This is a genomic window from Streptomyces sp. VNUA24 (genome assembly GCF_029167005.1).
Classification (GTDB): Bacteria; Actinomycetota; Actinomycetes; order Streptomycetales; family Streptomycetaceae; genus Streptomyces; species Streptomyces scabiei.
In genome coordinates this window covers 3,520,734-3,546,479 of record NZ_CP119143.1, presented here as the reverse complement: position 1 = coordinate 3,546,479, position 25,746 = coordinate 3,520,734, and the positions used below count along the sequence as shown (strand labels likewise).

Below are 25,746 nucleotides of genomic sequence, written 5' to 3'. Positions count from 1 at the left end.
GGACCGTCCGTACGCGCGCATGGACCGTCCGCACGCGCGCGTAGGGGCGTCCGGCCTCAGCCGATCGGCCGTCCGTACGCACGCAACGTCCGCAGCGCCTCGATCGTCACGATCGGACGGCTCTCCATCGCGGTGCTCGGAGCCCACTGGCGCCACCGGATCGGCCAGCCGCCGTCCTCCGCCTGTTCGCTCGCCAGGAAGTCGAGGGAACGGGACATCTCCTCGTCGGTGAACCACGCGCGTGCCGGTGATTCCGGGGTGGGCGCGAAGTCGTGCGGGTAGTGGTGCTCCCCCGGCGCGTAACCGGCGGCCACCGGGTAGTCGTCCGGCCGCCCCGGATCCAGCGTGGCGAGCCGGTGTTCGCGCACCAGGCGCCCGAGCCGGTCGGCGGCCGCCCGGGCACGCGCGCGGTCAGGCGCGGACTCCAGGAACGCCACGGCGGCGTGCACCTCGTAGGGGTGTGACTTCTGCAGGGATTCGATCGCCTGCCAGCAGAAGTCGGTGGCCCGGAACAGCCACGCGTGCCACACCTGGTTGCGGTGCAGCAGACCCACCACGGGCCCGGTGGCCAGCAGATCACTGGGCGGGTCGTCGACGATCGGCACGAACGGGGCCACCGGGTATCCGCGCTGGCCGGGATGCACGGCGGGAAGGGCGCCGTCCCGCGTCGACACCGACGTCAGATAGCGGCACACACGCTCCACCCGCTGTCCGCCGCAGCGGCCGATCGAGTCCAGGACCCGCAGCGCGTGCGCGGTGTGCAGCGGCTGGCTCACGGGCCCGCGCAGATCGGGTTCGAGCGCGTGACCGTAGCCGTCGTCGGCATTGCGGTACGCGGACAGCGCGGTCTCCACCGCGTCGGCTCCCCCCTCCAGGAAGTGGTACGCGAAGCGCCGCTGCTCCAGTACGCGCGCGGTCAGCCAGACGAACTGTTCGGCGCGAGCCAGCGGGGTCTGCGCCGGGGACGACAGGGGGAGGGGGGATGCTCCGGTTTCGGACATGGCTCCGACCGTAGGGCGGAAAGCGGTATCGGCAAGCCGTCCCGGCCAGGCCCACCCCCTGGGGCGGGATACTGGACTCATGCGGTTGACGGTCTTCTGGCAGCGGATGGCGGATCACTTCGGTGAGGGGTACGCCGACACCTTCGCGCGCGATCATGTGATGTCCGGCCTGGGCGGGCGCACGGTGAGCGAGGCGCTCGACGCCGGCTGGGAGGCCAAGGACGTGTGGCGTGTGGTGTGCGCGACCATGGGCGTTCCGGCGGAAAACCGCTGAAACGCAACCCACTTCGCAACGCACTTCACCGAACGGACGCCGTCCGTCGGCCCGGAAGGACCGGGGGCGGCGACTGATTGTCGGTGTCGTGGGCGAGACTTGGTCCGTGGCACCCACTGACGAGACCGCGCAGTACCGGCAGCAGGCACCCCCGTCCGGCACGACACCGCCCCCGGGCCCGCCGGCCGGCCCGGGACCCGGTGCCGTGTCCGACGGACGCATGCCCCGCTGGCTGCCGCGCGCGATGGTGCTGGCGCTCTCCCTCATCGCGGTCTTCCAGTTCGGCAGCTGGGCGTTCCACCAGCTCATCGGGTTGCTGGTCAACATCCTCATCGCGTTCTTCCTGGCGCTCGCGATCGAACCCGCGGTGAGCTGGATGGCCTCGAAGGGGCTGCGCCGGGGCTTCGCCACGTTCCTGGTCTTCCTGATCACGCTGATCGGGGCCGCCGGATTCGTCACCCTGCTCGGTTCGATGCTCGCCGGCCAGATCATCAAGATGGTCGAGGACTTCCCGGCCTACCTCGACTCCGTCATCAGCTGGGTCAACACGAGCTTCCACACCGAGCTCAGGCGCGTCGACATCCAGGAGGGACTGCTCCGCTCCGACTGGCTGCAGAAGTACGTGCAGAACAGCGCCACGGGGGTCCTCGACGTCTCCGCGCAGGTGCTGGGCGGCCTCTTCCAGCTGCTGACGATCGCCCTGTTCTCGTTCTACTTCGCCGCCGACGGCCCCCGGCTGCGCCGTGCGCTGTGTTCCGTCCTGCCGCCCTCCAAGCAGGCCGAGGTGCTGCGGGCGTGGGAGATCGCGGTCGACAAGACCGGCGGCTACCTGTACTCCCGCGGCCTGATGGCACTGATCTCGGGAGCGGCGCACTACGTCCTGCTGGAGTACCTCGACGTGCCCTACGCGCCCGCGCTCGCGGTCTGGGTCGGCCTGGTCTCGCAGTTCATCCCCACGATCGGCACCTACCTGGCCGGTGCCCTGCCAATGCTGATCGCCTTCACGGTCAACCCGTGGTACGCGCTGTGGGTCCTCGTCTTCGTGGTCATCTACCAGCAGTTCGAGAACTACGTGCTGCAGCCGAAGCTGACCGCCAAGACCGTGGACATCCATCCGGCCGTCGCGTTCGGCTCGGTCATCGCGGGCACCGCGCTCCTCGGCGCCGTGGGCGCGCTCATCGCCATCCCCGCCGTCGCCACCCTGCAGGCTTTCCTGGGGGCCTACGTGAAGCGGTACGACGTCACGGACGACCCCCGTGTGCACGGGCATCACAGACGTGGCACGGGAAACCTCATCGCCAGGCTGCGCGGACGCCCGCTCCGGACGGAGGAGGGTGGGGACGGGGCCGACGGAGACGTTCTGACCCGTATGCGCAGGCGGCTGGAGGACAGGCTCGGCCACAGGCACGGCACGAGACGGTCGGCGGACGACTCCACCCACGTCCACGGGGACGGCGACGACTCCACGAACGCCCACGGGGACGACGCCCCCACGGACCCCCGCGGGGGCGGGGACGACTCCACGGACACCCGCGAGGGCGAGAGCGACTCCACGGACACCCGCAGGGGCGAGGACGGCACCGCCCCGTAGGGGTGCTGCCGCCATACCTTCGCCCGCTGCCGCCCCGTGTCACCCGCTGTCCCGGAAGTGCTCCGGGTGCCGCGTGGTGCGCTTGACACTAAATTCGAACATCCATTCTTATGGAGGCTCCGGCGAAGGATCTCGGCCGGAGTTCGGCAGGGTTTTCGTGGAGAAGCGCCCAAGTTATCCACAGGCCGGGCGGACGTCGGGGCCCATTGTCAGTGGCAGGCGTTAGCGTCTTTCACGTGAAGCGAACGACTCAAGCAAACCGGGTGGAACCCATGGCAGGAACCGACCGCGAGAAGGCGCTCGACGCCGCGCTCGCACAAATTGAACGGCAGTTCGGTAAGGGTGCGGTGATGCGCCTGGGCGAGCGGCCGAACGAGCCCATCGAGGTCATCCCCACCGGGTCGACCGCGCTCGACGTCGCCCTCGGTGTCGGCGGCCTCCCGCGCGGCCGGGTGATCGAGGTGTACGGCCCGGAGTCCTCCGGTAAGACGACCCTGACCCTGCACGCGGTGGCCAACGCGCAGCGGGCCGGCGGCCAGGTGGCCTTCGTGGACGCCGAGCACGCCCTCGACCCCGAGTACGCCAAGAAGCTCGGCGTCGACATCGACAACCTCATCCTGTCGCAGCCGGACAACGGTGAGCAGGCCCTGGAGATCGTGGACATGCTGGTCCGCTCCGGCGCCCTCGACCTCATCGTCATCGACTCCGTCGCCGCGCTCGTCCCGCGCGCGGAGATCGAGGGCGAGATGGGCGACAGTCACGTGGGTCTGCAGGCCCGTCTGATGAGCCAGGCGCTGCGGAAGATCACCAGCGCGCTCAACCAGTCCAAGACCACCGCCATCTTCATCAACCAGCTCCGCGAGAAGATCGGCGTGATGTTCGGCTCGCCGGAGACCACGACCGGTGGCCGCGCGCTCAAGTTCTACGCCTCGGTGCGCCTCGACATCCGCCGCATCGAGACCCTGAAGGACGGCACCGACGCCGTGGGCAACCGCACCCGCGTCAAGGTCGTCAAGAACAAGGTCGCGCCGCCCTTCAAGCAGGCCGAGTTCGACATCCTGTACGGACAGGGCATCAGCCGCGAGGGCGGTCTGATCGACATGGGTGTGGAGAACGGCTTCGTCCGCAAGGCGGGTGCCTGGTACACCTACGAGGGCGACCAGCTCGGCCAGGGCAAGGAGAACGCCCGCAACTTCCTGAAGGACAACCCCGACCTCGCCAACGAGATCGAGAAGAAGATCAAGGAGAAGCTGGGCGTCGGCGTCCGGCCCGAGGAGCCCACCGGACAGCCGGGCGCGGACGCGGCGGTCTCCGCCACACCCGCGGACGACACCGCGAAGGCGGTTCCGGCGTCGGCTGCCAAGACCGCCAAGACCAAGGCCGCGGCGGCGAAGAGCTAGTCCGTGACACGCAGAACGGACTGGGGCGAGTACGCATACCCCCATGTCCCCGAGGGCCGGGGGCGCGGGGGAAGCGGCGAGGGCACCGGGGCAGTCACCGCGGACGGGCACGGACGTGGACCGTACGGCGACCCACCGTCGTACGGCACGGACGGGCACCGGGACGGTGAGCCCTCCGACGGCCGGCCGTACGACGACAAGCTGTACGGCGACCGGCCTTTCGACGGCGAAGGCCGAGGGGGTGGTGACGTCGGACCGTGGGCGGACGACTCGCGCTCCGGTGCGGGTTCGGCCGCCGGCACCCGTCGGCGCGGCGGCGGTGACGCACGGCGCACGCGGGGCAGACGCGGCGGCCGGGGCGAGCGGCGGCGCGGCTTCGGGGAATCGGGCGACGGCCCGGACGGCGGGGGGCCACAGGACGGGGGTTCGTCTTTCTCGTCGAGGGCCGAGAAGGAGGAGTCCTCAGGGGACCCGGCTGAGCGGGCGCGCGCCATCTGCCTGCGCCTGCTCACCGGGACCCCGCGCACCCGCAAGCAGCTCGCGGACGCCCTGCGCAAACGAGAGATCCCCGAGGACGTGGCGGACGCGGTGCTGTCGCGGTTCGAGGAGGTCGGCCTGATCAACGACGGCGCGTTCGCGGAGGCATGGGTGGAGTCCCGGCACCACGGCCGGGGCCTGGCCGGGCGAGCGCTCGCCCGGGAGCTGCGCACCAAGGGTGTCGACTCGGCCCTGATCGACGAGGCCGTCTCCCGGCTCGACTCCGAGCAGGAGGAGGCCACCGCGCGCGAGCTGGTCGCCCGCAAGCTGCGCTCCACGCGAGGGCTCGACCGCGACAGACGTCTCCGCCGTCTCGCCGGCATGCTCGCCCGCAAGGGCTACTCCGAGGGCTTGGCCCTCCGTGTGGTGCGTCAGGCGCTGGAGGAAGAGGGGGAGGACACGGAAGGGCTGGAGGGCGAGGGGTTCTGAGCTGCGGCCACGGCTGCGGACGCGGCCATGGGACGAGGGACGGCGAGGCGGAGCACCGGGGCGGGCGACGACAGGCGATTCCCGCGTCGGCCCAGGGCGTTCGGGACGCCCGGGCCCTTGCCGGGCGCGGCCGGCCCCGGCCGGGATCACTGCCAGTCGGCCGGACGCTCCACGTGTTCCAGACGCAGCACCTGTCCCGTGCGGCTGTAGCGGCGGATGCGCGGGAGGGGCGGGTAGTAGGCGTGGACCGAGACCGCGTGCTCCTCGGTGGACTCGTTGAGCACTTCGTGGACGTGGTGGCGTCCGAAGGAGCGGCCCTTGCCGGCGGACAGCCGCCGTTCACGGTCGACGCCTTCGGTGAGTTCGAGGGTCTTCCAGCCGTCGGTGGGCAGCCGGGCGGCGAGTGAGTACTCCTTGAGTGCGCCCGCGGCGGTGACGAAGGCGCCGACCGAGTCGGCGTGGTCGTGCCAGCCGGTGCCGGTACCGGGCGGCCAGCCGATGAGCCAGGCCTCGCTGTCACCGGGGCCTTCGAGCCGCACCCACGTGCGGCCCTCGGGGTCGAGCGGGAGCGAGGCGATCAGCTCCGCGTCGGCGGCCGTACGGCGCGCGAAGTCGAGCAGTTCGGCCTGGGTGGGGGCGGAGAGGGGCGGGGCGGGGGAGGGGGGAACAACGGGAGACACAGACACGAGTACCGTCCTGAAGTGCGCTCGCCCCGAAGCGCGCGGCGGCACACGGGTGGCGCGCGCGGAGGGCGAAGGATGCCGAGGGATGCGAGTTCAGCAGGACGGACGACACACGCAGCCCGCGTAGCGGACGAGGTCCATATGGACCCTCCGCCACAGGCGCGTCGAGGTGTCGGTCACGGTCCGGAGTAGACCATGACGGCGCGGACCGGTCAACCGACCGTCACTATGTGGACACACAGTGACGGTCGCCCCGAACGGCCCCGGATGTCTCACCGTGTCCTCGAAGCCGCCCCGGTCGCCTCGGACCGCTGCTCCGCCCCGCCCAGCGTCGCCGCTGCCGCCGTGTACAGATCGGCCGGCCGTACACCGCTCAGGGCCGTGACGAGGTATCCGTCGGGCCGGACGAGGAGGACGGTGTGGGCGCCCGCACCCGGGTAGGACTCGGCGACCAGCAGCTCGGCCGGGCGCGGCAGGGCGGAGACGGCGGCGGCCAGGCGCGGCATGATCCCGGCGCTCATCCAGTGCTTGCGCGCCCACACACCGGTACCCGGCGCGATCAGCACCACCAGCAGCGCCCCGCGCCCCAGCCGGTCCCGCAGCGGTACGAAGGAGCCGTCCTCCGCGGTCACCTCCACGTCCACGACCTGCGTGCCCGGCAGGGTGTCGATCGGGGTCTCCGCGTCGGAGTGCGGAGGCATGAGTGGGGAGTCGGCGTACGCCCCCGGCGCACCCAGAGCCCCGCGCCCCAGGTGCCCGTCGGAGAGCAGCGCGTCATGACCCCGGGAGGAGCCGGGGACGTACGAGCGCAGCCCCTTGGCGCCGCGCAGCAGGGGAAGTACCTGGTCGGCGGCGCGCAGCCGGGTGGCGACGACCGCGCGCCGCTCCGCCTGATAGCTGTCCAGCAGCGCCTCGTGCGGGCCGTGGTGCCAGGCCAGAGCGAGTTTCCAGGCGAGGTTGTCGGCGTCCCGCAGACCCTCGTCGAGACCCTGGGTGCCGAGCGCCCCGAGCAGGTGCGCGGCGTCCCCGGCCAGGAAGACCCGCCCGACCCGCCACCGTCGGGCGAGCCGGTGGTGCACGGTGTGGACGCCGGTGTCGAGCAGGTCGTACGGCGGTGTGGAGCCGCCCGTCCAGCCGGCCAGGGTCTCCCGGACGCGGGCCACGAGCAGCTCGGGCGTCACGAGGTCCTTGCCCGGAGGCAGGAGCCAGTCCAGCCGCCAGACCCCTCCGTCGAGCGGCCGGGCGGTGATCTCGCCGCCGGAGGGGCCCGACGTGCGCCACGGCGGCATGCGGTGCAGCAATGCCTCGCCGGGCCAGGGGAGTTCGGCGCGCAGTGCGGCGACCGCGTGCCGTTCCACCGCGGTGCGGCCGGGGAAGCGGATGTCCTGGAGCTTGCGGACCGTCGAGCGCGGCCCGTCGCAGCCCACCAGGTAACTGCCGCGCCACCAGGTGCTCTTGGGCCCGCGTGTGTGGGCCGTGACGCCGGACTTCTCCTGCTCGATCGCGTCGAGACGGCTCTCGACGGCGACCTTGACGAGGGGTTCGTCGACGATGGCCTCGCGCAGGGCGGCGGTCAGGACGTGCTGGGCGATGTGGAGCGGAGGGAGGCCCGCGGAACCCTCGACGACCTCCTCCGGACCGCCGCGCCCCGCTTTCGATCCCTCCCGGAGCGGGGTGTCCTGCTCGTCGAGGCCGCCGTCCCCGAACCGGACCTGACGCATCACCTGCTTGCGCCGCATCGACCGCCATCCGGCCCAGCGGCAGCCAGCCCGGGAGAGCGGGACGCCGGACAGTCGTTCCAGCAGTGCGGCCGTGTCCTCGTTCAGCACCACCGTCCGGGCGAGCCGCTGCTCGTCCTTCCCCGGTCCCTCGTCGAGGACCACGGACGGCACCTGCTGCCGTGCCAGCGCGAGGGCGAGCGTGAGCCCCACGGGCCCCGCTCCGACGATGATCACCGGGTCCACGGCGCGGCGCCCCCTGTCCGACGTGACGTCCCGGCGGACGTGGGTGAACAGAAAGTTGGAGCAGGGTGCACGATCACAGAACGTATGCAACCCATTGCCGGTGCTTGCGTCAAGTGACGGAGGGCAGTGGCGATCATGCCACTGCCCTCCGAGGAGTGAAACGGGGGACATCCTGGGCGGATGTCACCTGACTGCCTGTCAGGCCGTGCCCGCCCCCGCGCCGGTCGCCGCGGTGCCCTGGACCGTCTCGGGAGCGAGAACGGCGCCGGTCGACTTCTTGCCCCGCCTCAGCCGCTTCTCCAGCCAGCTCGCGAAGCTGGTGATGATGAAGTTCAGGATGATGTAGATGATGGCGACGACAACGAAGCTGGGCACCACGTTGGCGTACACCGCAGCCAGCGTCGCGCGTCCGCTGAGCAGTTCGGTGAACCCGATCATCACACCGCCGAGCGCGGTGTCCTTCACGATGACCACGAGCTGGCTGACGATGGCCGGCAGCATCACCGTGACGGCCTGCGGCAGCAGGATGAAGGACATCGTCTGGCCCTTGCGCAGACCGATCGCCTGGGCGGCCTCCGTCTGGCCCTTGGGCAGGGCGAGGATGCCGGCCCGTACGACCTCGGCGAGGACCGAGGCGTTGTACAGCACCAGACCGGCGACGACCGCCCAGAGCTGCCGTTGCTCGGTGGTGACGTCCATCGAGCGGGCGATGACCTCGTTGGCGAACAGCATCAGCAGCAGGACCGGGATGGCCCGGAAGAACTCGACCACCGCACCGGCCGGGATGCGGACCCACACGTGGTCGGAGAGACGCGCGATGCCGAACAGCGCACCGAGGGGCAGGGCGATCACGACGGAGATCGCCATGGCCTTGAGCGTGTTGGCGAGACCGGGCAGCAGATACGTCGTCCAGGCCTCGGAGGTGAAGAACGGCTTCCAGAGCTTCCACTCCAGCTGGTTCCTGCTGTCCAGCGCTCCCCAGAGCCACCACGTGAGGAGAACCAGCAGGACGACGAAGACCACCGTGAGGATCACGTTGCGCCGTTTGGCCCGGGGGCCGGGGGCGTCGTAGAGAACGGAACTCATCGCTTCACCGCCAGTCGCTTGCTCAGCCAGCCGAGGATCAGGCCGGTGGGCAGGGTCAGAACCACGAATCCGAAGGCGAAGATCGCACCGATGAGCAGGGTCTGCGCCTCTTTCTCGATCATGCCCTTCATGAGATAGGCGGCTTCCCACACGCCGATCGCCGCGGCCACGGTCGTGTTCTTGGTCAACGCGATCAGCACGTTGGCCAGCGGTCCGATGACGGCCCGGAACGCCTGCGGCAACACGATGAGGCCGAGGACCTGGGTGAAGCTCAGTCCGATGGCGCGAGCCGCCTCCGCCTGGCCGACGGGCACGGTGTTGATGCCCGAGCGCAGCGCCTCGCAGACGAATGCCGCGGTGTAGGCCACGAAACCGAGAATGGCGAGCCGGAAGGCCGTGGCCTTGACGTCGTTGCCCGCGCCCATCGTCACCCGGAAGATGTCGGCGAGGCCGAGCGAACTGAAGACGATGATGACCGTCAGAGGGATGTTCCGCACGACGTTCACATAGACGGTGCCGAAGCCGCGCATCAGGGGGACGGGGCTCACACGCATGGCCGCGAGCACGGTCCCCCAGATCAGGGAGCCGATGGCTGAGAAGACGGTGAGCTTGACCGTCATCCAGAACGCACCCAAGAAGGTTGGGTCGTTGTAGTTTGAAAGGAAGTCGAACACTGTCTCCCGCGCTTCCGGGTGTGTGGCGTAACGAGGCAGGCGACGCACCGCGCCGCCGCCTCTACCGCGCGGAGCGGCGGGCGGCGGCGCGACTACGAGAACCGCGCTGGGTGCGGATGTCCGCTTACTTGATGTCGCCGATCTTCGGGGCCGGCTCGTTCTTGTAGTCGGCCGGGCCGAAGTTCTCCTTGACCGCGGTCTCCCAGGCGCCGTCGCTGACCATCTTCTCCAGGGCGGCGTTGATCTTGTCGACGGTCGCCTTGTCGCCCTTCTTGACACCGATGCCGTAGTTCTCGTTGCTGAGCTTCAGGCCCGCGAGCTTGAACTGGCCCTTGTAGTTCTCCTGCGCGGCGAAGCCCGCGAGGATCGAGTCGTCGGTGGTGACCGCGTCCACGGCGCCGCTCTGCAGACCGGCGATGCACTCCGAGTAGCCGCCGTACTCCTTCAGCTGGGCCTTCGGAGCGATGTCCTTCTTGACGTTCTCGGCCGAGGTGGAGCCGGTCACCGAGCAGAGGGTCTTGCCGTTGAGGTCGGTGCCCTTGCTGATGTCGGAGTCGGCCTTCACCAGCAGGTCCTGGTGGGCCAGCAGGTAGGGGCCGGCGAAGTCGACCAGCTTCGCGCGCTCGGGGTTGATCGAGTAGGTGGCCGCGATGAACTTGACGTCGCCACGGGCCAGCGCGTTCTCGCGGTCGGCGCTCTTGGTCTCGACGAATTCGATCTGCTTGGGCTCGTAGCCGAGTTCCTTGGCCACGTACGTCGCCACGTCCACGTCGAAGCCGGAGAAGGAACCGTCGGGGTTCTTCAGGCCCAGACCCGGCTGGTCGTACTTGATACCGACCTTGATCTTGTCACCGCCACCGGAACCGGAGCCCGAGCCGCCCTCCTTGTCGCTGCTGTCGTCACCACCGCAGGCGGTGGCGGTCAGGGCGAGGACGAGGGCGGTGGCGGCTGCGGCGGAGACCTTGCGGAGCTTCATGGTGAACATCCTTTGACTGGTGAACAGATGCGGACCGTCATGGTGCGGGTGCCGGTGGCCGTGAACGGCGTCGGCAGGGCCGTCAGTGGTGCAGGATCTTCGACAGGAAGTCCTTGGCCCGGTCGCTGCGGGGGTTGCTGAAGAACTGGTCCGGCACAGCCTCTTCGACGATGCGGCCGTCGGCCATGAACACCACCCGGTTGGCGGCCGAACGGGCGAAGCCCATCTCGTGGGTGACCACGACCATGGTCATGCCGTCCCGGGCCAGCTGCTGCATGACCTCCAGGACCTCGTTGATCATCTCGGGGTCGAGCGCCGAGGTCGGCTCGTCGAAGAGCATGACCTTGGGGTCCATGGCCAGCGCCCGTGCGATGGCGACGCGCTGCTGCTGACCGCCCGAGAGCTGTGCGGGGTACTTGTCCGCCTGGGTGCCCACGCCGACCCGGTCCAGCAGGTTCCGGGCCTTCTCCTCGGCCTGCTTCTTGTCGGCCTTGCGGACCTTGACCTGCCCCAGCATCACGTTCTCGAGCACGGTCTTGTGCGCGAAGAGATTGAACGACTGGAACACCATGCCGACGTCCGCGCGCAGCCGGGCGAGCGCCTTGCCCTCGGCGGGCAGCGGCTTGCCGTCGATGCGGATGTCGCCGGAGTCGATCGACTCCAGCCGGTTGATGGTGCGGCACAAGGTGGACTTGCCGGACCCGGAGGGTCCGATCACCACGACGACCTCGCCCCTGGTGATCGTCAGATCGATGTCCTGGAGTACGTGCAACGCGCCGAAGTGCTTGTTGACGCTCTTCAGGACGACCAGGTCGTCGGCCGCGGGCACCGCGTCCTTGACCACCGAAACTTCGGTCATCGCTTTAAGGCTCCGTCCTCCTCGGTTTCGGAGGACAGTAGTGACCCGCGACGACCAGCGTCATTACATCTGAGCGAGAATTGAGCATAACGATCTGGTAGCCGGACGATCACTGCACGTGACGGGCTCGCGGGGCGGGTTCCGGCTGAGCGGCGGAACCCGTTCGGAACTTGTACGGCCTTGACGGCGTCCTCACTCATCAGTGTGACCGGCAAGGGAGCGATGCGCCCGTGCCCGGGATGCGGATCCGCGTAATGTGTGGCAGCCGAGGCGTACACATGACCGAACTCGGCAGACTGGCCCGAGCCGGAAAACCGGTGGAGCCTCGGAGCACCGAGCACTGATCGAACCGGAAGGGGCCGAATGAGGCTGCTCCTCGTCGAGGACGACAACCACGTCGCCGCCGCCCTGTCCGCGGTCCTGGCCCGGCACGGCTTCGACGTCACCCATGCCCGCAGCGGCGAGGAGGCCCTCCAGGCGCTCGTCCCGGAGGGGAACGGCTTCGGCGTCGTCCTGCTCGACCTCGGCCTGCCCGACCAGGACGGCTACGAGGTCTGCGGCAAGATCCGCAAGCGCACCAGCACCCCGGTGATCATGGTGACGGCCCGCTCCGACGTCCGCTCCCGGATCCACGGCCTGAACCTCGGCGCCGACGACTACGTGGTCAAGCCGTACGACACCGGCGAGCTCCTTGCCCGTATCCACGCCGTCGCCCGCCGCCGGGCCCCGGACGAGGCCGCGGCGCCCGGTGACAGCGGGCTGCGCCTCGGGCCCGTGCTCATCGAGCTGCCCACCCGCCAGGTCAGTGTGGACGGCACGCCCGTCCAGCTGACCCGCAAGGAGTTCGACCTGCTGGCGCTGCTGGCGCAGCGGCCCGGGGTGGTGTTCCGCCGCGAACAGATCATCAGCGAGGTGTGGCGGACGAGCTGGGAGGGGACCGGCCGCACCCTGGAGGTGCACGTCGCCTCCCTGCGGTCCAAGCTGCGGATGCCCGCCCTGATCGAGACGGTGCGCGGGGTCGGGTACCGGCTGGTCGCCCCGACGTCGTAGCGTGCCCGCGTGCGCACTCGTCTTCTTCCGCTGCTCATCGTCCTGATGGCCGCCGTGCTGCTGGCCCTCGGCATCCCGCTGGCGGTGAGCCTCGCGGCGGCGCGGCAGCAGGAGGTGGTTGTCGACCGCATCGACGACACGGCACGCTTCGCGGCGCTGGCCCAGTTCGTCACCGAGGCGCCGAGCGGATCCCGGACCGGCGGCGCGACCGACGGCCGCCGGGAGACGTTGCAGCACGAACTCGATCAGTACTACCGCGTCTACGGCATCAAGGCCGGTGTCTTCTACCGGGCCGGGGACGGCCGGGCCATGGCCAACGCCCCCTACAACTGGGCGGTCCCCGACGAGGGCGAGGGACTCGCCGCGTTCGAGGAGGCGCTGCTGGGGCGCCGCCCGCACAACCCGGACCAGGTGTGGCCCTGGCAGCGCGGCCGGCTCGTCGTCGCCTCCCCGGTCATCCACGACGGCGACGTGATCGCCGTCGTCGTCACCGACTCGCCCACCGGACAGATGCGGTCCAAGATCCTGCGCGGCTGGCTGGTCATCGGCGCCGGCGAGTTCGCCGCGATGCTCCTCGCCGTCGGAGCCGCGCTGCAGCTGACCGGCTGGGTCCTCAAGCCGGTACGCGTCCTCGACACCACCACCCACGCCATCGCCTCGGGACGGCTGAAGTCCCGGGTCGCCGTGGCCAGCGGGCCACCCGAACTCCGGCGTCTGGCGCGGTCGTTCAACGAGATGGCCGACAACGTCGAGGACGTGCTGGAGCAGCAGCGCGCCTTCGTCGCCGACGCCTCGCACCAACTGCGCAACCCACTGGCGGCGTTGTTGCTGCGCATCGACCTCCTCGCCCTCGAACTGCCCGAGGGCAACGAGGAGATCGCCTCCGTGCGCACCGAGGGCAAGCGTCTCGCCCAGGTCCTCGACGACCTGCTCGACCTGGCCCTCGCCGAACACGTCGAGGCCGATCTGCGGCTCACCGACATCGGCGAGCTGGCGGCCGAGCGGGTCGCCTCCTGGTCGCCCCTCGCCGACGACAAGGGGGTGACGCTGATCGGCGACTGTCCCGCCACCACCGCCTGGGCCGACCCGGTCGCGCTGTCCAGCGCCCTGGACGCGGTGATCGACAACGCGCTGAAGTTCACCCCTGCCGGGGAGAGCGTCGAGGTCAGGGTCGCCTCGAACGGGCAGGTCTCCACGGTCGTCGTCACCGACGCCGGGCCCGGTCTCAGCGACGAGGAGCTGGAACGGGTCGGCGACCGCTTCTGGCGCAGCACCGCGCACCAGAACATCAAGGGGTCGGGGCTCGGCCTCTCGATCTCGCGGGCACTGATCGTGGCGGGCGGCGGCGCCATCGCGTACGCCCACCACGAGCCCCACGGCCTGAAGGTGACCGTGACGGTGCCCCGGACCCGCCCGACGGACTGAGAGCTACGGCTTGACCGACCGGTAGTACTCCTTGGCACCCTTCTGCAGGTACAGCGGGTCCGTGTAGATGGCGGTGCGCAGGTCCACCAGCTGTGCCGCGTGCACTTCCTGGCCGATCCGGTCGCGGCTCTTGATGACCATGCGGGTCAGCCACTCCGTCAGCCGGGGATCCATGTCCTCGCGGGTGATGAGCAGGTTCGCCACCGTGATGGTGGGCACGGTGGAGTTCCGCAGGATGGTCGGGTAGGCGTCGGCGGGCATCACGGCGGCCCGGTAGTGCAGGAAGGAGTCGTCCTCGCCGTGCAGCTTCGCCACCAGTTCGTTCCCGATGGGGATGAACCGGAATTCGTACCCCGTCTCCGCCAGATCGGACAGGCCCTTCGTGGGCAGCCCGCCCGACCAGAAGAAGGCGTCGATCCGGCCGCGGCGGAGCGCGTCGGGGCTGGTGCGGATGGTGTCGGGCCGGGACCGGATGTCCTTGTCGATGTCCAGCCCCTCCGCGGCCAGCACGCGCCCCGCTATGAGCCGTACGCCGGAGCCCTCGGGCCCGACGGCCACGCGTTTGCCCTTCAGGTCCGCGACGGTCTGGATCGGCGAGGTGACCGGGACGACCACCTGCACGTAGTCGTCGTAGAGCCGTGCCAGGCCCCGCAGCTTCCCGGCCCCGGGCCTGTTCTCGCCCAGGTACGTCTGCACGGCGTCGGCCGCGGCGATGGCGAAGTCGGATTCGCCGGTGGCGACCCGTTCGACGTTCTCCTGGGAACCGTCGCTGGACTTCAGGTCGATCGTCAGGCGGGGCATGTCCCGGGCGATCGCGGTCTTCATCTCCTGGCCGTACTGCTGGTAGACACCGCTCTCGGCTCCGGTGCTGAGCGTGATCGTCCCGCCCGGCGGCTCCTCGCGCGGCCACAGCCACCACGCGAGCAGCCCGAGGACCACCAGCGAAGCCACCGAGCCCAGCAGCGCCTGCCGCGTGCCGATGCGTGGGAGTACCTGGACCATGCGCGAAATCCTGCCAGGTCACCGGACAGGCGGCCAGGACCGGACCCATCCGGTGCGAGGCTGTGACCTCGCCCCCCGCCGTCACCCCCCGCGTGCCGCTCGGGCGCGGGTGCCGCCCGGCCGTCCTGCGCCGGACAGGCCGAAGAGATCGAACAGACCGGACGGAGGGGTCCGCCTCGACGGCCGGTCGATAGGGTCGCCGGATGAGTTCCTCTCCCGCACACCTGGTCCGCGAGTTCCACCGGGCCTTCGGCCTCGACACCCGGACCGCGCCCACCGAGGTGTCGCCCGAGCTGGCCGCCCACCGTGGCGAGCTGCTGGCCGAGGAGGCCGCGGAGGTGGCCGAGGTCGCGGTCGACGGCCCGCTCGACCGGCTGGCCCACGAGCTGGCCGACGTCGTGTACGTGGCGTACGGCACGGCCCTCGTCCACGGCATCGACCTCGACTCCGTCATCGCCGAGATCCACCGCTCCAACATGACCAAGCTGGGCCCGGACGGACGGGTCGCCCGCCGGGAGGACGGCAAGGTGCTCAAGGGGGACCACTACCGGGCGCCCGACGTCTCCGCGGTGCTCCGCCGACAGGGGTGGACCGGCGGGACGTCCTGACCGACGAGCGTGCCCCGGCCGCTGCCTTAGGCTTACGGAGTGACCAACAGCAGCGACCGGAGTCAGGCAGTGGGCGTCAAGACATACGAAGTGCGTACTTATGGATGTCAAATGAACGTCCATGACTCCGAACGCCTGTCCGGTCTGCTGGAGGACGCCGGGTACGTCCGCGCACCCGAGGACGCCGGCGAGGGCAACGCCGACGTCGTCGTCTTCAACACCTGCGCCGTACGGGAGAACGCCGACAACCGCCTCTACGGCAACCTCGGCCGCCTCGCCCCGATGAAGACCGCCCGCCCCGGTATGCAGATCGCCGTCGGCGGCTGCCTGGCCCAGAAGGACCGGGACACCATCGTCAAGAAGGCGCCCTGGGTGGACGTCGTCTTCGGCACGCACAACATCGGCAAGCTGCCCGTCCTGCTGGAGCGCGCCCGCGTCCAGGACGAGGCCCAGGTCGAGATCGCCGAGTCCCTGGAGGCCTTCCCCTCCACGCTGCCGACCCGCCGCGAGAGCGCCTACGCCGCCTGGGTCTCCATCTCCGTCGGCTGCAACAACACCTGCACGTTCTGCATCGTCCCGGCCCTGCGCGGCAAGGAGAAGGACCGTCGCACCGGTGACATCCTCGCCGAGATCGAGGCCCTGGTCGCCGAGGGCGTCTCCGAGATCACCCTGCTCGGCCAGAACGTCAACGCGTACGGCTCCGACATCGGCGACCGCGAGGCGTTCAGCAAGCTGCTGCGGGCCTGCGGAAAGATCGAGGGCCTGGAGCGCGTCCGCTTCACCTCGCCCCACCCCCGCGACTTCACCGACGACGTGATCGCCGCGATGGCCGAGACCCCGAACGTGATGCCGCAGCTGCACATGCCGCTCCAGTCCGGTTCCGACACGGTCCTCAAGGCCATGCGCCGCTCGTACCGCCAGGAGCGCTACCTCGGGATCATCGAGAAGGTCCGCGCCTCGATCCCGCACGCGGCCATCACCACCGACATCATCGTGGGCTTCCCCGGCGAGACCGAGGAGGACTTCGAGCAGACCATGCACGTGGTCCGCGAGGCCCGGTTCACGCAGGCGTTCACCTTCCAGTACTCCAAGCGGCCCGGCACGCCCGCCGCCACCATGGAGAACCAGATCCCCAAGCAGGTCGTGCAGGCCCGCTACGAGCGCCTCGTCGCCCTCCAGGAGGAGATCTCCTGGGACGAGAACAAGAAGCAGGTCGGCCGCACCCTGGAGCTGATGGTCGCCGAGGGCGAGGGACGCAAGGACGGTGCCACCCACCGCCTCTCCGGCCGCGCCGCCGACAACCGGCTGGTCCACTTCACCAAGCCGGACCAGGAGGTCCGCCCGGGTGACGTCGTGACCGTCGAGATCACGTACGCCGCCCCGCACCACCTCCTCGCCGAGGGCGCCGTCCTCGACGTGCGCCGCACCCGGGCGGGGGACGCCTGGGAGAAGCGGAACGCCGCGCCCGCGCAGACGCCGGCGGGCGTGATGCTGGGGCTGCCGAAGATCGGTGTCCCGGAGCCGCTGCCGGCGGCCGCCACGGGCGGATGCGGCAGCCACTGACCGGCGCGCCATGACCGTCGGCCGCACCCGCAGGCGGTGAACGGGCGCCACCGGGGGTCGCCACCCGGGCCGGCGCCCGGCCCGGCCGCACCCACCCCGGCAGGCGGCGCGCACCCCGGTCCGTCAGCGGCGCGCGTCCGGACTCGGCGGGCTCCCCGAACAGGCCGCCCGCCCCGGCGCCCGTCGCGGAAGTTACCCTGCGGATCATGCTTGTAGCCGCCGCCGTGTGCCCCTGCCCCCCGCTGCTCGTCCCGGACGTCGCCGCGGGCGCCGCGCCCGAGCTGGACCCGGCGCGGGACGCCTGCGCGGACGCGCTCGGGGTGCTCGCCGCGGCGCGGCCCGACCGGCTGGTCGTCGTGGGGCCCGGCGGGCGGGACGCCTCGTATCCGGAAGGCGCGCGCGGCTCCTTCCGGGGCTTCGGCGTGGACCTCGACGTCCGGCTGGGACGCGGGGCGGAGAACGCGCCCGCCACGCTGCCCGCCTCCCTCGCCGTGGCCGCCTGGCTGCTCGACCGCACCGGCTGGGCCGACGCGCCCGTGGAGGGGCTCGGCGTGGCGGAAGGGCTCCCGGTCGAGAGCTGTGTCCGCGCCGGACGGGACCTCGCGGGGCGGGCCGGCCGGGTGGCCCTGCTGGTGATGGGGGACGGCAGCGCCTGCCGGACCCTCAAGGCCCCGGGGTACCTGGACGCCCGCGCGGCCGGCTTCGACGCGGAGATCGCCAGGGCGCTCGGCGCCGCCGACCTCGCGGCGCTGCGGGCGCTCGATCCCGGCCTCGCGCGCGAGCTGCGGGCCGGCGGCCGGGCCCCCTGGCAGGTCCTCGCCGGCGCCGCGGAGGACGCGGGCCTGGGCGGCAGCCTGCTGTACGACGACGCGCCGTACGGCGTGGGGTATCTGGTGGCCGCTTGGTCGTAGGCCGGACACGGCGGACGGCCGGGAGCGGGGTGCTCCGCGGCCGTCCGGCGATGTGAACCGTTCAGGAAGCCGGCGGCGGTGTGGTGCCGCCACCCGGAGGCGGGGGCGTGGGACCGCTGTCCGTGGGCGGAGGGGCGTGTCCGCCGCCCGCCGGCGGCGAGGTGCGCCCGCCCTCGTCCGTGTGCGCGAGCCGGTCCATGGCGTGCTTCGCCTTGCCCGTGCCCGACTGGATCCGGTCGCTGTACTTGCCCTTGGTCTTCCTGTCGACCGTGTGCGCGGCCTTGTCGAGACCGTGGTGGATCTTGTCCTCGTGCTTCTGCGCGAGGTGCGCGACCTTGTCCTTGGCCGGGGAGAGTTTGGCCTTCAGGTTATGCAGCAGACTCATGGTTCACCTTCCCGCGCGGGGCCGTCATGTGCGGGCGCCCTCGCCGGCCTCGTTGTCGGCCGCCTGGTCGGCGGTCTGCTGCTTGGGGATCTCCACGTCGTCCGCCGCCTCGACGGTCTCCGCCGCGGGCTCGGCCGGTTCGCTCCCGGTCGCGGCCTCCTCCTCGGGCCGGGCGGCCTCGGTGGATCCCTTCGCCTCCGACTCCTCCGCCTCGGTCTCGGCGCCCGGTGCGGCGGCCGTCACGACGGCCTCGTCCGCGTTCTTCGCCTTGCGCCGAAACATCGAAAAAACGCCCATATCAACCTCAATGCTAATCATGCGGGCTAATTCCCGCGCTCTCCCGGAGCGTCCCATTGCGTCATCCGGGCCGCCGGAACTCGCATCCGGCGCTTCGAACTCGCAACACGCAACGACGCCGGCTCCCTCGCGTCACGTAGCTCGTTCGAGAAGAGGCGCCGACATTTGCGAGACTGGGGCGGTGAGTAGCGCAGTTCCCCCTTCGCGGGTCATCGCCGTCGTCGGACCGACCGCGGCCGGAAAGTCCGATCTCGGCGTCTTCCTCGCCCAGCGTCTGGGCGGCGAGGTCGTCAACGCCGATTCCATGCAGCTCTACCGGGGGATGGACATCGGCACCGCCAAGCTGACGCCCCTGGAGCGCGACGGAGTCCCGCACCACCTCCTGGACATCTGGGACGTCACGGCCGCCGCCAGCGTCGCCGAGTACCAGCGGCTGGCCCGCGCGCGCATCGACGCCCTGCTCGCCGAGGGCCGCTGGCCGATCCTCGTGGGCGGTTCCGGGCTGTACGTCAGGGGGGCCGTCGACAACCTGGAGTTCCCCGGCACCGACCCCGAGGTCCGGGCCCGCCTGGAGGAGGAGCTGACCCTGCGCGGGTCCGGCGCGCTGCACGCCCGGCTCGCCGCCGCCGACCCCGAGGCCGCCCAGGCGATCCTGCCGAGCAACGGCCGCCGGATCGTGCGCGCCCTCGAAGTGATCGAGATCACCGGAAAGCCGTTCACGGCGAATCTGCCGGGCCACGACTCCGTCTACGACACCGTCCAGATCGGTGTCGACGTGGCGCGTCCCGAACTCGACGAGCGCATCACCCGCCGGGTCGACCGCATGTGGGACGCCGGACTGGTCGAAGAAGTGCGCGCACTGGAGGCGCAGGGGTTGCGCGAGGGGCGTACGGCATCGCGTGCGCTCGGCTACCAGCAGGTCCTCGCGGCGCTGGCGGGGCAGTGCACCATGGACGAGGCGCGAGCAGAGACCGTACGTGCCACCAAACGCTTCGCGCGCCGCCAGGATTCATGGTTCAGGCGCGACCCGCGGGTGCATTGGCTCAAGGGGGGCCTCGCCGACTTGGCGGAACTCCCGCAGCTCGCACTGGCGTTGATCGAACGACCGGTCACAGCCTGATCACGTCATGGCATCGGGTCGCCCCGGCGGTCATCCCGGCCTGCGGGGGCGTGCCATCATCGAGCTTCGATCGACCAAGTGGAGTCCGAGTGGGGAGGGCGCGTGGCGATGGAGGCCGGCCCTCGTGACACCGCACAAGGCGCGGAGCGCGGCGCCGCGGAGGACGTGGAACAGCTGGTTACCGAGGGGTACGCACTGGATCCCGACGACGACCCGCTGAGCCCCGACGGTCCCGACGACCAGACTCCCGGTGGTGTGAGCGACGACGGACCGGAACCGGACGAGATGACCGGTCCGGAGGTCGAGGTCGAGCTGCGCCCCCAGCGCAGGCTGCGGCTCTGGCAGCTCGCGCCCATCGTGGGCCTCGCCGCGGTCGGCTCGCTGATGTTCGCCTTCCCGCTCGCCTTCGAGTTCGGTGACGGCGGTGCCGTGGTCGCCATGCTCGGCCTGCTGATCTGCGCCACCGCCGCGGGCTGGGGCATGATGGCCGCCCGTCGCGTGGGTTACACGTGGCCCGGCCTGCCCGCCCGGGGCTCCGGCCGCCGCCCGGACTGGCGGATGGCCCTGCTCTACCTCCTGATCGTCGCCGCCGTGGTGGCCCTGGCCGTGTGGCGGGTGGCGCGGCTCCGCTAGGGCCTGTCTGACGATTCCCGTCTGCCTCGCGACGCAAGGCCGCCCTCCGGGCGACGACGGGAATTGTCAGACAGGCCCTGGGGCCCGGGGCCGCTGGAGACCGCTCCGCCCCGCGCCGGGCGCTCCCGTACGATCGAGGAATGAGCACGCGGATCGCCTTCCTCAAGGGACACGGGACCGAGAACGACTTCGTGATCGTCCCGGATCCCGAGAACACCATCGACCTCTCCCCGGCCGCCGTCGCGGCGCTCTGCGACCGCCGCGCGGGCATCGGGGGCGACGGCGTGCTCCATGTCGTCCGGTCCGCCGCGCACCCCGAGGCGCGGGAACTGGCGGCCGAAGCGGAATGGTTCATGGACTACCGCAACGGCGACGGCTCCGTCGCCGAGATGTGCGGCAACGGCGTCCGTGTCTTCGCCCGGTACCTCCTGCACGCCGGTCACGTCGCCGAGGGCGACCTCACCGTCGCCACGCGCGGGGGCGTGAAGCGGGTCCACATCGACAAGGACGGTGACGTCACGGTCGGGATGGGCGGGGCCCGCCTCCCCGAGGGCGAGGTCACGGTGAGCGTCGGCGAGCACAGCTGGCCCGCGCGCAACGTGAACATGGGCAACCCGCACGCGGTCGCCTTCGTGGACGACCTCGCGCAGGCGGGCGACCTGCTCTCCCCGCCCCCCTTCAGCCCCGCCTCGGCCTACCCGGACGGCGTCAACGTCGAGTTCGTCGTGGACCGCGGCCCCCGGCACGTCGCGATGCGCGTCCACGAGCGCGGCTCCGGCGAGACCCGCTCGTGCGGCACCGGCGCGTGCGCCGTCGCCGTGGCCGCCGCCCGCAGGGACGGCGTCGATCCGGCGGTCACCGGCACCCCGGCGACCTACACCGTCGACGTGCCCGGCGGCACCCTGGTGATCACCGAACGGGCCGATGGCGAGATCGAGATGACCGGTCCGGCGGTGATCGTCGCCGAAGGTGAGATCGACGCCAAGTGGCTTGAAACTGCGGCCCGTTGATGTGTGGTAGGGCTTGACTTGATGGCGTCCGGACCATGGACGCCGTATATATCCAAGCCTGTCGCGCGGTCAGGGGTGCGAATCCATGGCGCACCCCAGGAAGGGTGACCCGAAACCGCAAACCCCGGGACCATCCCTCGAATGGGTGATCCGTTTCACGCTCGGCGAGAGGCGGTCGGACGGGCGTGATGGGCTCGGTAGCATCAAGCACCGGCACGGACGGGGGAACGACACGATCCCCTGAGCCGCCGCACGCCATGGGGCACCCGTCCGCCGGTCCACGCAGCCGGAGGTGCCCATGAGCGCGGAGGCCACGAACCCCGCCGTATCGCCCGCCCCTGCGCCGCCGCCAGCGCACCGCAGGAAGGGCCGACCTCGTATCGACCTGCGCCGTCTGGGCCGCGCCGCACTCCTGGGTCCCACCACACGCGACCGGTTGCCCGACGCGATCAGCCACGTCGCCGAGGCCCACCGCGCCCACCACCCCGACGCCGACCTGGAGCCGCTGCGCCGGGCGTACGTCCTCGCCGAGTCCTCGCACCGCGGCCAGATGCGCAAGAGCGGCGAGCCGTACATCACGCACCCGCTCGCCGTGACCCTCATCCTCGCCGAACTGGGCGCGGAGACCACGACCTTGACGGCGTCTCTGCTCCACGACACCGTCGAGGACACGGATGTGACCCTCGATCAGGTGCGCGAGGAGTTCGGCGAGGAGGTGCGGTACATCGTCGACGGCGTCACCAAGCTGGAGAAGGTCGACTACGGGGCCGCCGCCGAGCCCGAGACCTTCCGCAAGATGCTCGTCGCCACCGGCAACGACGTCCGCGTGATGTCGATCAAACTCGCCGACCGGCTGCACAACATGCGCACCCTCGGCGTGATGCGCCCCGAGAAGCAGGAACGCATCGCCAAGGTCACCAAGGACGTTCTCATCCCGCTCGCCGAACGGCTCGGTGTCCAGGCCCTCAAGACCGAACTGGAGGACCTCGTCTTCGCGATCCTCCACCCCGAGGAGTACGCCCACACCCGCGAGCTCATCGCCGAGAACGCGGCCCGCCCGAGCGACCCGCTCGCGGAGATCGCCGACGAGGTGCGTGGAGTCCTGCGCGAGGCGGGCATCCAGGCCGAAGTCCTCATAAGGCCGCGCCACTTCGTCTCCCTGCACCGGGTCTCGCGAAAACGCGGCCGGCTGCGCGGCTCCGACTTCGGCAGGCTCCTGGTCCTCGTGGGCGAGGACGCCGACTGCTACGCGGTCCTGGGCGAACTGCACACCTGTCTCACGCCCGTGGTCTCGGAGTTCAAGGACTTCATCGCCGTACCGAAGTTCAACCTCTACCAGTCGCTGCACACCGCCGTCGCCCGCGGTGACGGCCAGGTGGCCGAAGTCCTGGTGCGCACCCACCAGATGCACAAGGTCGCCGAGGCCGGCGTCATCGCGCTCGGCAACCCCTACGCCGCCCCGGCGGAGGAGCACCCCGACGGCGAGGGCGAGCGCGTCGACCCCACCCGCCCCGGCTGGCTCTCCCGGCTCCTGGACTGGCAGGAGGCGGCGCCGGACGCGGACATGTTCTGGTCCACCCTGCGCGAGGACCTCGCCCAGGACCGCGAGATCACCGTGTTCCGGCCCGACGGGGGCACGTTGGGGCTGCCCGAGGGCGCCAGTTGCGTCGACGCGGCGTACGCGCAGTACGGCGAGGACGCGCACGCCTGCATCGGCGCCCGGGTCAACGGCCGTCTGGTGCGGCTGAGCACCGTCCTGAAGGACGGCGACACCGTGCAGCTCCTCATGGGCCAGGACCCGGCCTCCGAGCCCTCCAGGGAGTGGCTGGAGCACGCCCACACGCCCGGCGCGCGTATCGCCATCCAGCGCTGGATCGCCACCCATCCCTCTCCCGCCGCCGACGAGCGGCCCGAGGAGGGCGACGGCGCCCGCAAGGACGGGACACCGTCCCTGCGCCCGGCCATCGACGAGCCCGCCGCCACCTCCGACTCCGTCGGCGCCGCGGTCGTCGTCGACCGGCCCGGGGCGACGGTACGTCTCGCCGGCTGCTGTACGCCCGTACCGCCCGACGAGGTCACCGGCTTCGCCGTCCGCGGGGGAGTGGTGACCGTGCACCGCGTCGCCTGTGCCGCCGTCACCCGCATGAAGAACCTCGGACGCCCCGAGATCGAGGTGCGCTGGGGGGACACCACCGAGTTCCGGGTCACCCTCGTCGCCGAGTCCTTTCAGCGGCCCCACCTGCTCGCCGACCTCACCGAGGCCATCGCCCTGGAGGGCGTCGCCATCGTCTCCGCCACCGTGGAGCCGCCGACCCAGCAGCGCGTCCGCCACACCTACACGCTCCAACTCCCGGACGCCGCCCACCTCCCCGAGCTGATGCGGGCCATGCGCAACGTGCCCGGTGTGTACGACGTGGGCCGCGCCCAGCACCAGGCGGCGACCGCCGAGTGACCCCGGGCCGGCCGTCCGCCGACGTCAGCGGGCGGCCTGTGTGTGACCCCCGAGGATGAAGGCGGCCGGGCGGACCGTCGGCCGCTCGTTCGGGTGGAGTCGCTGCGCGTCGGCCACGCGCGGCGCGGACGCGCTGGTAGCGGTGGTCCATGCCGCTCACCCCACGCTCCGGGAGCCGCCGCGTCCAGGCCGCGCTGCTCGCCTCCGCCGTCTCCGTCTGCCTGATCGCCGCGAGCGCCCCCTCACCCGCCGTGCCCCTCGGCGTCGGCGACCGCCTCTTTCCGCACCTCGGCAACCCCGGGTACGACGTGCGGTCGTACGACCTCGCCTTCAGCTACCCCGGCGGCAACCGGGAGCCGCTCACGGCCGTCACCACGATCGACGCCCGGACGACCTCCCGACTGGAACGGATCAATCTCGACTTCTCGCACGGAAAGGTCGGCTCCGTCGAGGTCGACGGGGAACCCGCCACCTTCACGAGCGCGGGCGAGGACCTGGTGATCACGCCCCGGGAGCCGCTGCCCGAGGACAGCCGGACCCGTATCACCGTGCGGCACACCAGCGACCCCGTGTACCCGCAGGGCGTGGAGGGCGGCTGGCTGCAGACCGCCGACGGGCTCGCGATGGCCAACCAGGCCGACGCGGCGCACGTGGTCTTCCCCTGCAACGACCACCCCTCCGACAAGGCCATGTTCACCGTCCGCGTCACCGTGCCGGACGGCTACACGGCCGTCTCCAACGGCCTCGCCACCCGTACGGACCGCGCCGCCGGCACCACCACCTGGACCTACCGCACCCAGCACCCCATGGCCACCGAACTGGCCCAGGTCTCCATCGGCCGCTCCGCGGTCGTGCGCCGGACGGGACCGCACGGTCTGCCGGTGCGTGACGTGGTGCCCGCCAAGGACCGCGAGAAGCTCGAATCGTGGCTCCAGAAGACCCCGGCACAGATCGAGTGGATGGAGGACAAGGTCGGCCCGTACCCCTTCGAGACGTACGGCGTGCTGATCGCCGAGGCGCAGACCGGGTTCGAGCTGGAGACGCAGACCCTCTCCCTCTTCGAGCGGGAGCTGTTCGTGCGCCCCGAGTACCCCCGGTGGTACGTGGAGTCGATCATGGTGCACGAGCTGGCCCACCAGTGGTTCGGCAACAGCGTCAGCCCCCGCACCTGGTCCGACCTGTGGCTCAACGAGGGACACGCCACCTGGTACGAGGCCCTGTACGCCGAGGAGGTCGCGGGCAGGACCCTTGAGGCGCGGATGAAGGCCGCGTACGGCGCCTCCGACCGCTGGCGCGCCGCCGGAGGGCCTCCCGCCGCACCCAAGGAGCCCAAGGACGGCCAGAAGATCGGTATCTTCCGCGCCAATGTCTACGACGGCGCCGCGCTCTTCCTCTACGCCCTGCGCCAGGAGATCGGAGCCCCCGCCTTCGACCGGCTGCAGCGGGCCTGGGTCACCGTCCACCGCGACGGTGTCGCCTCGACCGCCGACTTCCGGGACCTCGCGTCCGTGATCGCAGGCCGTGACCTGGGCGCCTTCTTCCACGCCTGGCTGTACGAGGTGCGGACGCCGCCCATGCCGGGGCACCCCGACTGGAAGCCGGTCCCGGCGCAGGCGCCGGCCAAGCGGTAGCGGGCTGCGGAGGGGGCTGCCGGCGGCGGGAGCGCGGAGTGGGCGCCGGCCGGGGCCGTCGGGGTGTGGCCCCGGTGCGGACGGGAATAACCCGGGTGACGAGACGGGGCGTACCGTGCGACCATCGTCGGGTCGGCGACGGGAATCTCCCGGAAGCTCCGGGCGTTGTCGCCATTGACGGATCG

At 71.1% G+C, this 25,746-nt stretch carries 25 protein-coding genes; 14 read left to right on the top strand and 11 right to left on the bottom strand.

The genetic code is table 11. The features are described 5' to 3' along the window. Window positions 1-56 precede the first annotated feature (56 nt). Window positions 57-1,001 (bottom strand): hypothetical protein, encoded by a 945-nt coding sequence (locus PYR72_RS14740; protein ID WP_275455783.1) that lies wholly within the window; start codon window positions 999-1,001, stop codon window positions 57-59. A gap of 79 nt (window positions 1,002-1,080) precedes the next feature. Here PYR72_RS14740 and PYR72_RS14735 point away from each other — a divergent pair, with 79 nt between their 5' ends. The 4 genes from PYR72_RS14735 (at window position 1,081) to recX (ending at window position 5,232) form a co-directional block, all read left to right on the top strand. Continuing rightward, window positions 1,081-1,275 carry a DUF3046 domain-containing protein gene (locus tag PYR72_RS14735; RefSeq protein ID WP_005481459.1) on the top strand — a complete coding sequence of 65 codons (195 nt, stop codon included), beginning with the start codon at window positions 1,081-1,083 and terminating at the stop codon, window positions 1,273-1,275. A 220-nt stretch (window positions 1,276-1,495) separates the two neighbouring features. Continuing rightward, window positions 1,496-2,866, top strand: a complete 1,371-nt coding sequence (locus tag PYR72_RS14730) for an AI-2E family transporter (RefSeq protein ID WP_275460415.1) — start codon at window positions 1,496-1,498, stop codon at window positions 2,864-2,866. A gap of 272 nt (window positions 2,867-3,138) precedes the next feature. Then, window positions 3,139-4,266, top strand: a complete 1,128-nt coding sequence (gene recA, locus PYR72_RS14725) for a recombinase RecA (protein ID WP_275455782.1) — start codon at window positions 3,139-3,141, stop codon at window positions 4,264-4,266. A 3-nt stretch (window positions 4,267-4,269) separates the two neighbouring features. Beyond that, a complete protein-coding gene (recX, locus tag PYR72_RS14720; RefSeq protein ID WP_275455781.1) occupies window positions 4,270-5,232 on the top strand; it encodes a recombination regulator RecX in 963 nt (320 codons plus the stop codon). A gap of 146 nt (window positions 5,233-5,378) precedes the next feature. On the opposite strand, the gene PYR72_RS14715 is transcribed toward recX, so the two are convergent. From PYR72_RS14715 to PYR72_RS14690, 7 genes are all read right to left on the bottom strand, one after another. Next, window positions 5,379-5,918, bottom strand: coding sequence for a cysteine dioxygenase (locus PYR72_RS14715; protein ID WP_275455780.1), 540 nt, complete (start codon window positions 5,916-5,918; stop codon window positions 5,379-5,381). A gap of 90 nt (window positions 5,919-6,008) precedes the next feature. Next, entirely contained in the window at window positions 6,009-6,095 is an 87-nt protein-coding gene (locus tag PYR72_RS42955; RefSeq protein WP_316731559.1) for a putative leader peptide, read from the bottom strand. A 92-nt stretch (window positions 6,096-6,187) separates the two neighbouring features. Continuing rightward, window positions 6,188-7,879, bottom strand: coding sequence for an FAD-dependent monooxygenase (locus tag PYR72_RS14710; protein ID WP_275455779.1), 1,692 nt, complete (start codon window positions 7,877-7,879; stop codon window positions 6,188-6,190). A 198-nt stretch (window positions 7,880-8,077) separates the two neighbouring features. Beyond that, a complete protein-coding gene (locus tag PYR72_RS14705; RefSeq protein WP_275455778.1) occupies window positions 8,078-8,965 on the bottom strand; it encodes an amino acid ABC transporter permease in 888 nt (295 codons plus the stop codon). Further along, entirely contained in the window at window positions 8,962-9,639 is a 678-nt protein-coding gene (locus PYR72_RS14700) for an amino acid ABC transporter permease (protein ID WP_275455777.1), read from the bottom strand. The genes PYR72_RS14705 and PYR72_RS14700 overlap by 4 nt, the downstream gene beginning before the upstream one ends. 124 nt (window positions 9,640-9,763) lie before the next feature. Next, on the bottom strand, window positions 9,764-10,615 hold the full coding sequence (locus tag PYR72_RS14695; protein ID WP_275455776.1) for a glutamate ABC transporter substrate-binding protein: 852 nt from the start codon (window positions 10,613-10,615) through the stop codon (window positions 9,764-9,766). 82 nt (window positions 10,616-10,697) lie between these two features. Further along, complete coding sequence (locus tag PYR72_RS14690) at window positions 10,698-11,474, bottom strand: amino acid ABC transporter ATP-binding protein (RefSeq protein ID WP_059081467.1); 777 nt, start codon at window positions 11,472-11,474, stop codon at window positions 10,698-10,700. Between the two features lie 363 nt (window positions 11,475-11,837). On the opposite strand from PYR72_RS14690, the gene PYR72_RS14685 reads away from it, so the two are divergent. Both PYR72_RS14685 and PYR72_RS14680 read left to right on the top strand, forming a co-directional pair. Next, entirely contained in the window at window positions 11,838-12,524 is a 687-nt protein-coding gene (locus PYR72_RS14685; protein ID WP_275455775.1) for a response regulator transcription factor, read from the top strand. 9 nt (window positions 12,525-12,533) lie between these two features. Beyond that, window positions 12,534-13,949: a HAMP domain-containing sensor histidine kinase gene (locus PYR72_RS14680; RefSeq protein WP_275455774.1), complete on the top strand. Its 1,416-nt coding sequence runs from the start codon at window positions 12,534-12,536 to the stop codon at window positions 13,947-13,949. 3 nt (window positions 13,950-13,952) lie between these two features. Here PYR72_RS14680 and PYR72_RS14675 read toward each other — a convergent pair whose 3' ends face one another. Further along, the gene (locus tag PYR72_RS14675; RefSeq protein ID WP_275455773.1) at window positions 13,953-14,951 is read right to left on the bottom strand and encodes a TAXI family TRAP transporter solute-binding subunit; all 999 of its coding nucleotides are present in this window, start codon (window positions 14,949-14,951) and stop codon (window positions 13,953-13,955) included. A 203-nt stretch (window positions 14,952-15,154) separates the two neighbouring features. On the opposite strand from PYR72_RS14675, the gene PYR72_RS14670 reads away from it, so the two are divergent. From PYR72_RS14670 to PYR72_RS14660, 3 genes are all read left to right on the top strand, one after another. Then, window positions 15,155-15,559, top strand: coding sequence for a MazG nucleotide pyrophosphohydrolase domain-containing protein (locus PYR72_RS14670; RefSeq protein ID WP_275455772.1), 405 nt, complete (start codon window positions 15,155-15,157; stop codon window positions 15,557-15,559). 39 nt (window positions 15,560-15,598) lie between these two features. Beyond that, window positions 15,599-17,122 carry a tRNA (N6-isopentenyl adenosine(37)-C2)-methylthiotransferase MiaB gene (gene miaB / locus PYR72_RS14665; protein ID WP_078580100.1) on the top strand — a complete coding sequence of 508 codons (1,524 nt, stop codon included), beginning with the start codon at window positions 15,599-15,601 and terminating at the stop codon, window positions 17,120-17,122. A 206-nt stretch (window positions 17,123-17,328) separates the two neighbouring features. Beyond that, window positions 17,329-18,033, top strand: a complete 705-nt coding sequence (locus PYR72_RS14660; RefSeq protein WP_275455771.1) for a class III extradiol dioxygenase subunit B-like domain-containing protein — start codon at window positions 17,329-17,331, stop codon at window positions 18,031-18,033. A gap of 61 nt (window positions 18,034-18,094) precedes the next feature. On the opposite strand, the gene PYR72_RS14655 is transcribed toward PYR72_RS14660, so the two are convergent. Together PYR72_RS14655 and PYR72_RS14650 are read right to left on the bottom strand one after the other, a co-directional pair. Beyond that, window positions 18,095-18,418: an antitoxin gene (locus tag PYR72_RS14655; protein WP_275455770.1), complete on the bottom strand. Its 324-nt coding sequence runs from the start codon at window positions 18,416-18,418 to the stop codon at window positions 18,095-18,097. 24 nt (window positions 18,419-18,442) lie between these two features. Next, window positions 18,443-18,700, bottom strand: coding sequence for a hypothetical protein (locus PYR72_RS14650; protein ID WP_343245526.1), 258 nt, complete (start codon window positions 18,698-18,700; stop codon window positions 18,443-18,445). A 196-nt stretch (window positions 18,701-18,896) separates the two neighbouring features. On the opposite strand from PYR72_RS14650, the gene miaA reads away from it, so the two are divergent. From miaA to PYR72_RS14625, 5 genes are all read left to right on the top strand, one after another. Further along, window positions 18,897-19,835, top strand: a complete 939-nt coding sequence (gene miaA / locus PYR72_RS14645; protein ID WP_059081476.1) for a tRNA (adenosine(37)-N6)-dimethylallyltransferase MiaA — start codon at window positions 18,897-18,899, stop codon at window positions 19,833-19,835. 102 nt (window positions 19,836-19,937) lie between these two features. Continuing rightward, window positions 19,938-20,468, top strand: coding sequence for a hypothetical protein (locus PYR72_RS14640; protein ID WP_013000276.1), 531 nt, complete (start codon window positions 19,938-19,940; stop codon window positions 20,466-20,468). Window positions 20,469-20,608: 140 nt separating this feature from the next. Further along, window positions 20,609-21,478, top strand: coding sequence for a diaminopimelate epimerase (dapF, locus tag PYR72_RS14635; protein WP_275455768.1), 870 nt, complete (start codon window positions 20,609-20,611; stop codon window positions 21,476-21,478). A 298-nt stretch (window positions 21,479-21,776) separates the two neighbouring features. Beyond that, the gene (locus tag PYR72_RS14630) at window positions 21,777-23,930 is read left to right on the top strand and encodes an HD domain-containing protein (RefSeq protein WP_275455767.1); all 2,154 of its coding nucleotides are present in this window, start codon (window positions 21,777-21,779) and stop codon (window positions 23,928-23,930) included. Window positions 23,931-24,079: 149 nt separating this feature from the next. Beyond that, window positions 24,080-25,561, top strand: a complete 1,482-nt coding sequence (locus tag PYR72_RS14625; RefSeq protein ID WP_275455766.1) for a M1 family metallopeptidase — start codon at window positions 24,080-24,082, stop codon at window positions 25,559-25,561. The last annotated feature ends 185 nt before the right edge of the window (window positions 25,562-25,746 follow it).

Excerpts from the sequence above, each read along its gene's own strand:
- PYR72_RS14740 (WP_275455783.1), bottom strand. The coding sequence starts at position 1,001 with ATGTCCGAAACCGGAGCATCCCCCCTCCCCCTGTCGTCCCCGGCGCAG.
- PYR72_RS14735 (WP_005481459.1), top strand. The coding sequence starts at position 1,081 with ATGCGGTTGACGGTCTTCTGGCAGCGGATGGCGGATCACTTCGGTGAG.
- PYR72_RS14730 (WP_275460415.1), top strand. The coding sequence starts at position 1,496 with ATGCCCCGCTGGCTGCCGCGCGCGATGGTGCTGGCGCTCTCCCTCATC.
- recA (WP_275455782.1), top strand. The coding sequence starts at position 3,139 with ATGGCAGGAACCGACCGCGAGAAGGCGCTCGACGCCGCGCTCGCACAA.
- PYR72_RS14705 (WP_275455778.1), bottom strand. The coding sequence starts at position 8,965 with ATGAGTTCCGTTCTCTACGACGCCCCCGGCCCCCGGGCCAAACGGCGC.
- PYR72_RS14695 (WP_275455776.1), bottom strand. The coding sequence starts at position 10,615 with ATGAAGCTCCGCAAGGTCTCCGCCGCAGCCGCCACCGCCCTCGTCCTC.
- PYR72_RS14690 (WP_059081467.1), bottom strand. The coding sequence starts at position 11,474 with ATGACCGAAGTTTCGGTGGTCAAGGACGCGGTGCCCGCGGCCGACGAC.
- PYR72_RS14685 (WP_275455775.1), top strand. The coding sequence starts at position 11,838 with ATGAGGCTGCTCCTCGTCGAGGACGACAACCACGTCGCCGCCGCCCTG.
- PYR72_RS14675 (WP_275455773.1), bottom strand. The coding sequence starts at position 14,951 with ATGGTCCAGGTACTCCCACGCATCGGCACGCGGCAGGCGCTGCTGGGC.
- PYR72_RS14670 (WP_275455772.1), top strand. The coding sequence starts at position 15,155 with ATGAGTTCCTCTCCCGCACACCTGGTCCGCGAGTTCCACCGGGCCTTC.
- PYR72_RS14660 (WP_275455771.1), top strand. The coding sequence starts at position 17,329 with ATGCTTGTAGCCGCCGCCGTGTGCCCCTGCCCCCCGCTGCTCGTCCCG.
- PYR72_RS14655 (WP_275455770.1), bottom strand. The coding sequence starts at position 18,418 with ATGAGTCTGCTGCATAACCTGAAGGCCAAACTCTCCCCGGCCAAGGAC.
- PYR72_RS14650 (WP_343245526.1), bottom strand. The coding sequence starts at position 18,700 with ATGTTTCGGCGCAAGGCGAAGAACGCGGACGAGGCCGTCGTGACGGCC.
- dapF (WP_275455768.1), top strand. The coding sequence starts at position 20,609 with ATGAGCACGCGGATCGCCTTCCTCAAGGGACACGGGACCGAGAACGAC.
- PYR72_RS14630 (WP_275455767.1), top strand. The coding sequence starts at position 21,777 with ATGAGCGCGGAGGCCACGAACCCCGCCGTATCGCCCGCCCCTGCGCCG.
- PYR72_RS14625 (WP_275455766.1), top strand. The coding sequence starts at position 24,080 with ATGCCGCTCACCCCACGCTCCGGGAGCCGCCGCGTCCAGGCCGCGCTG.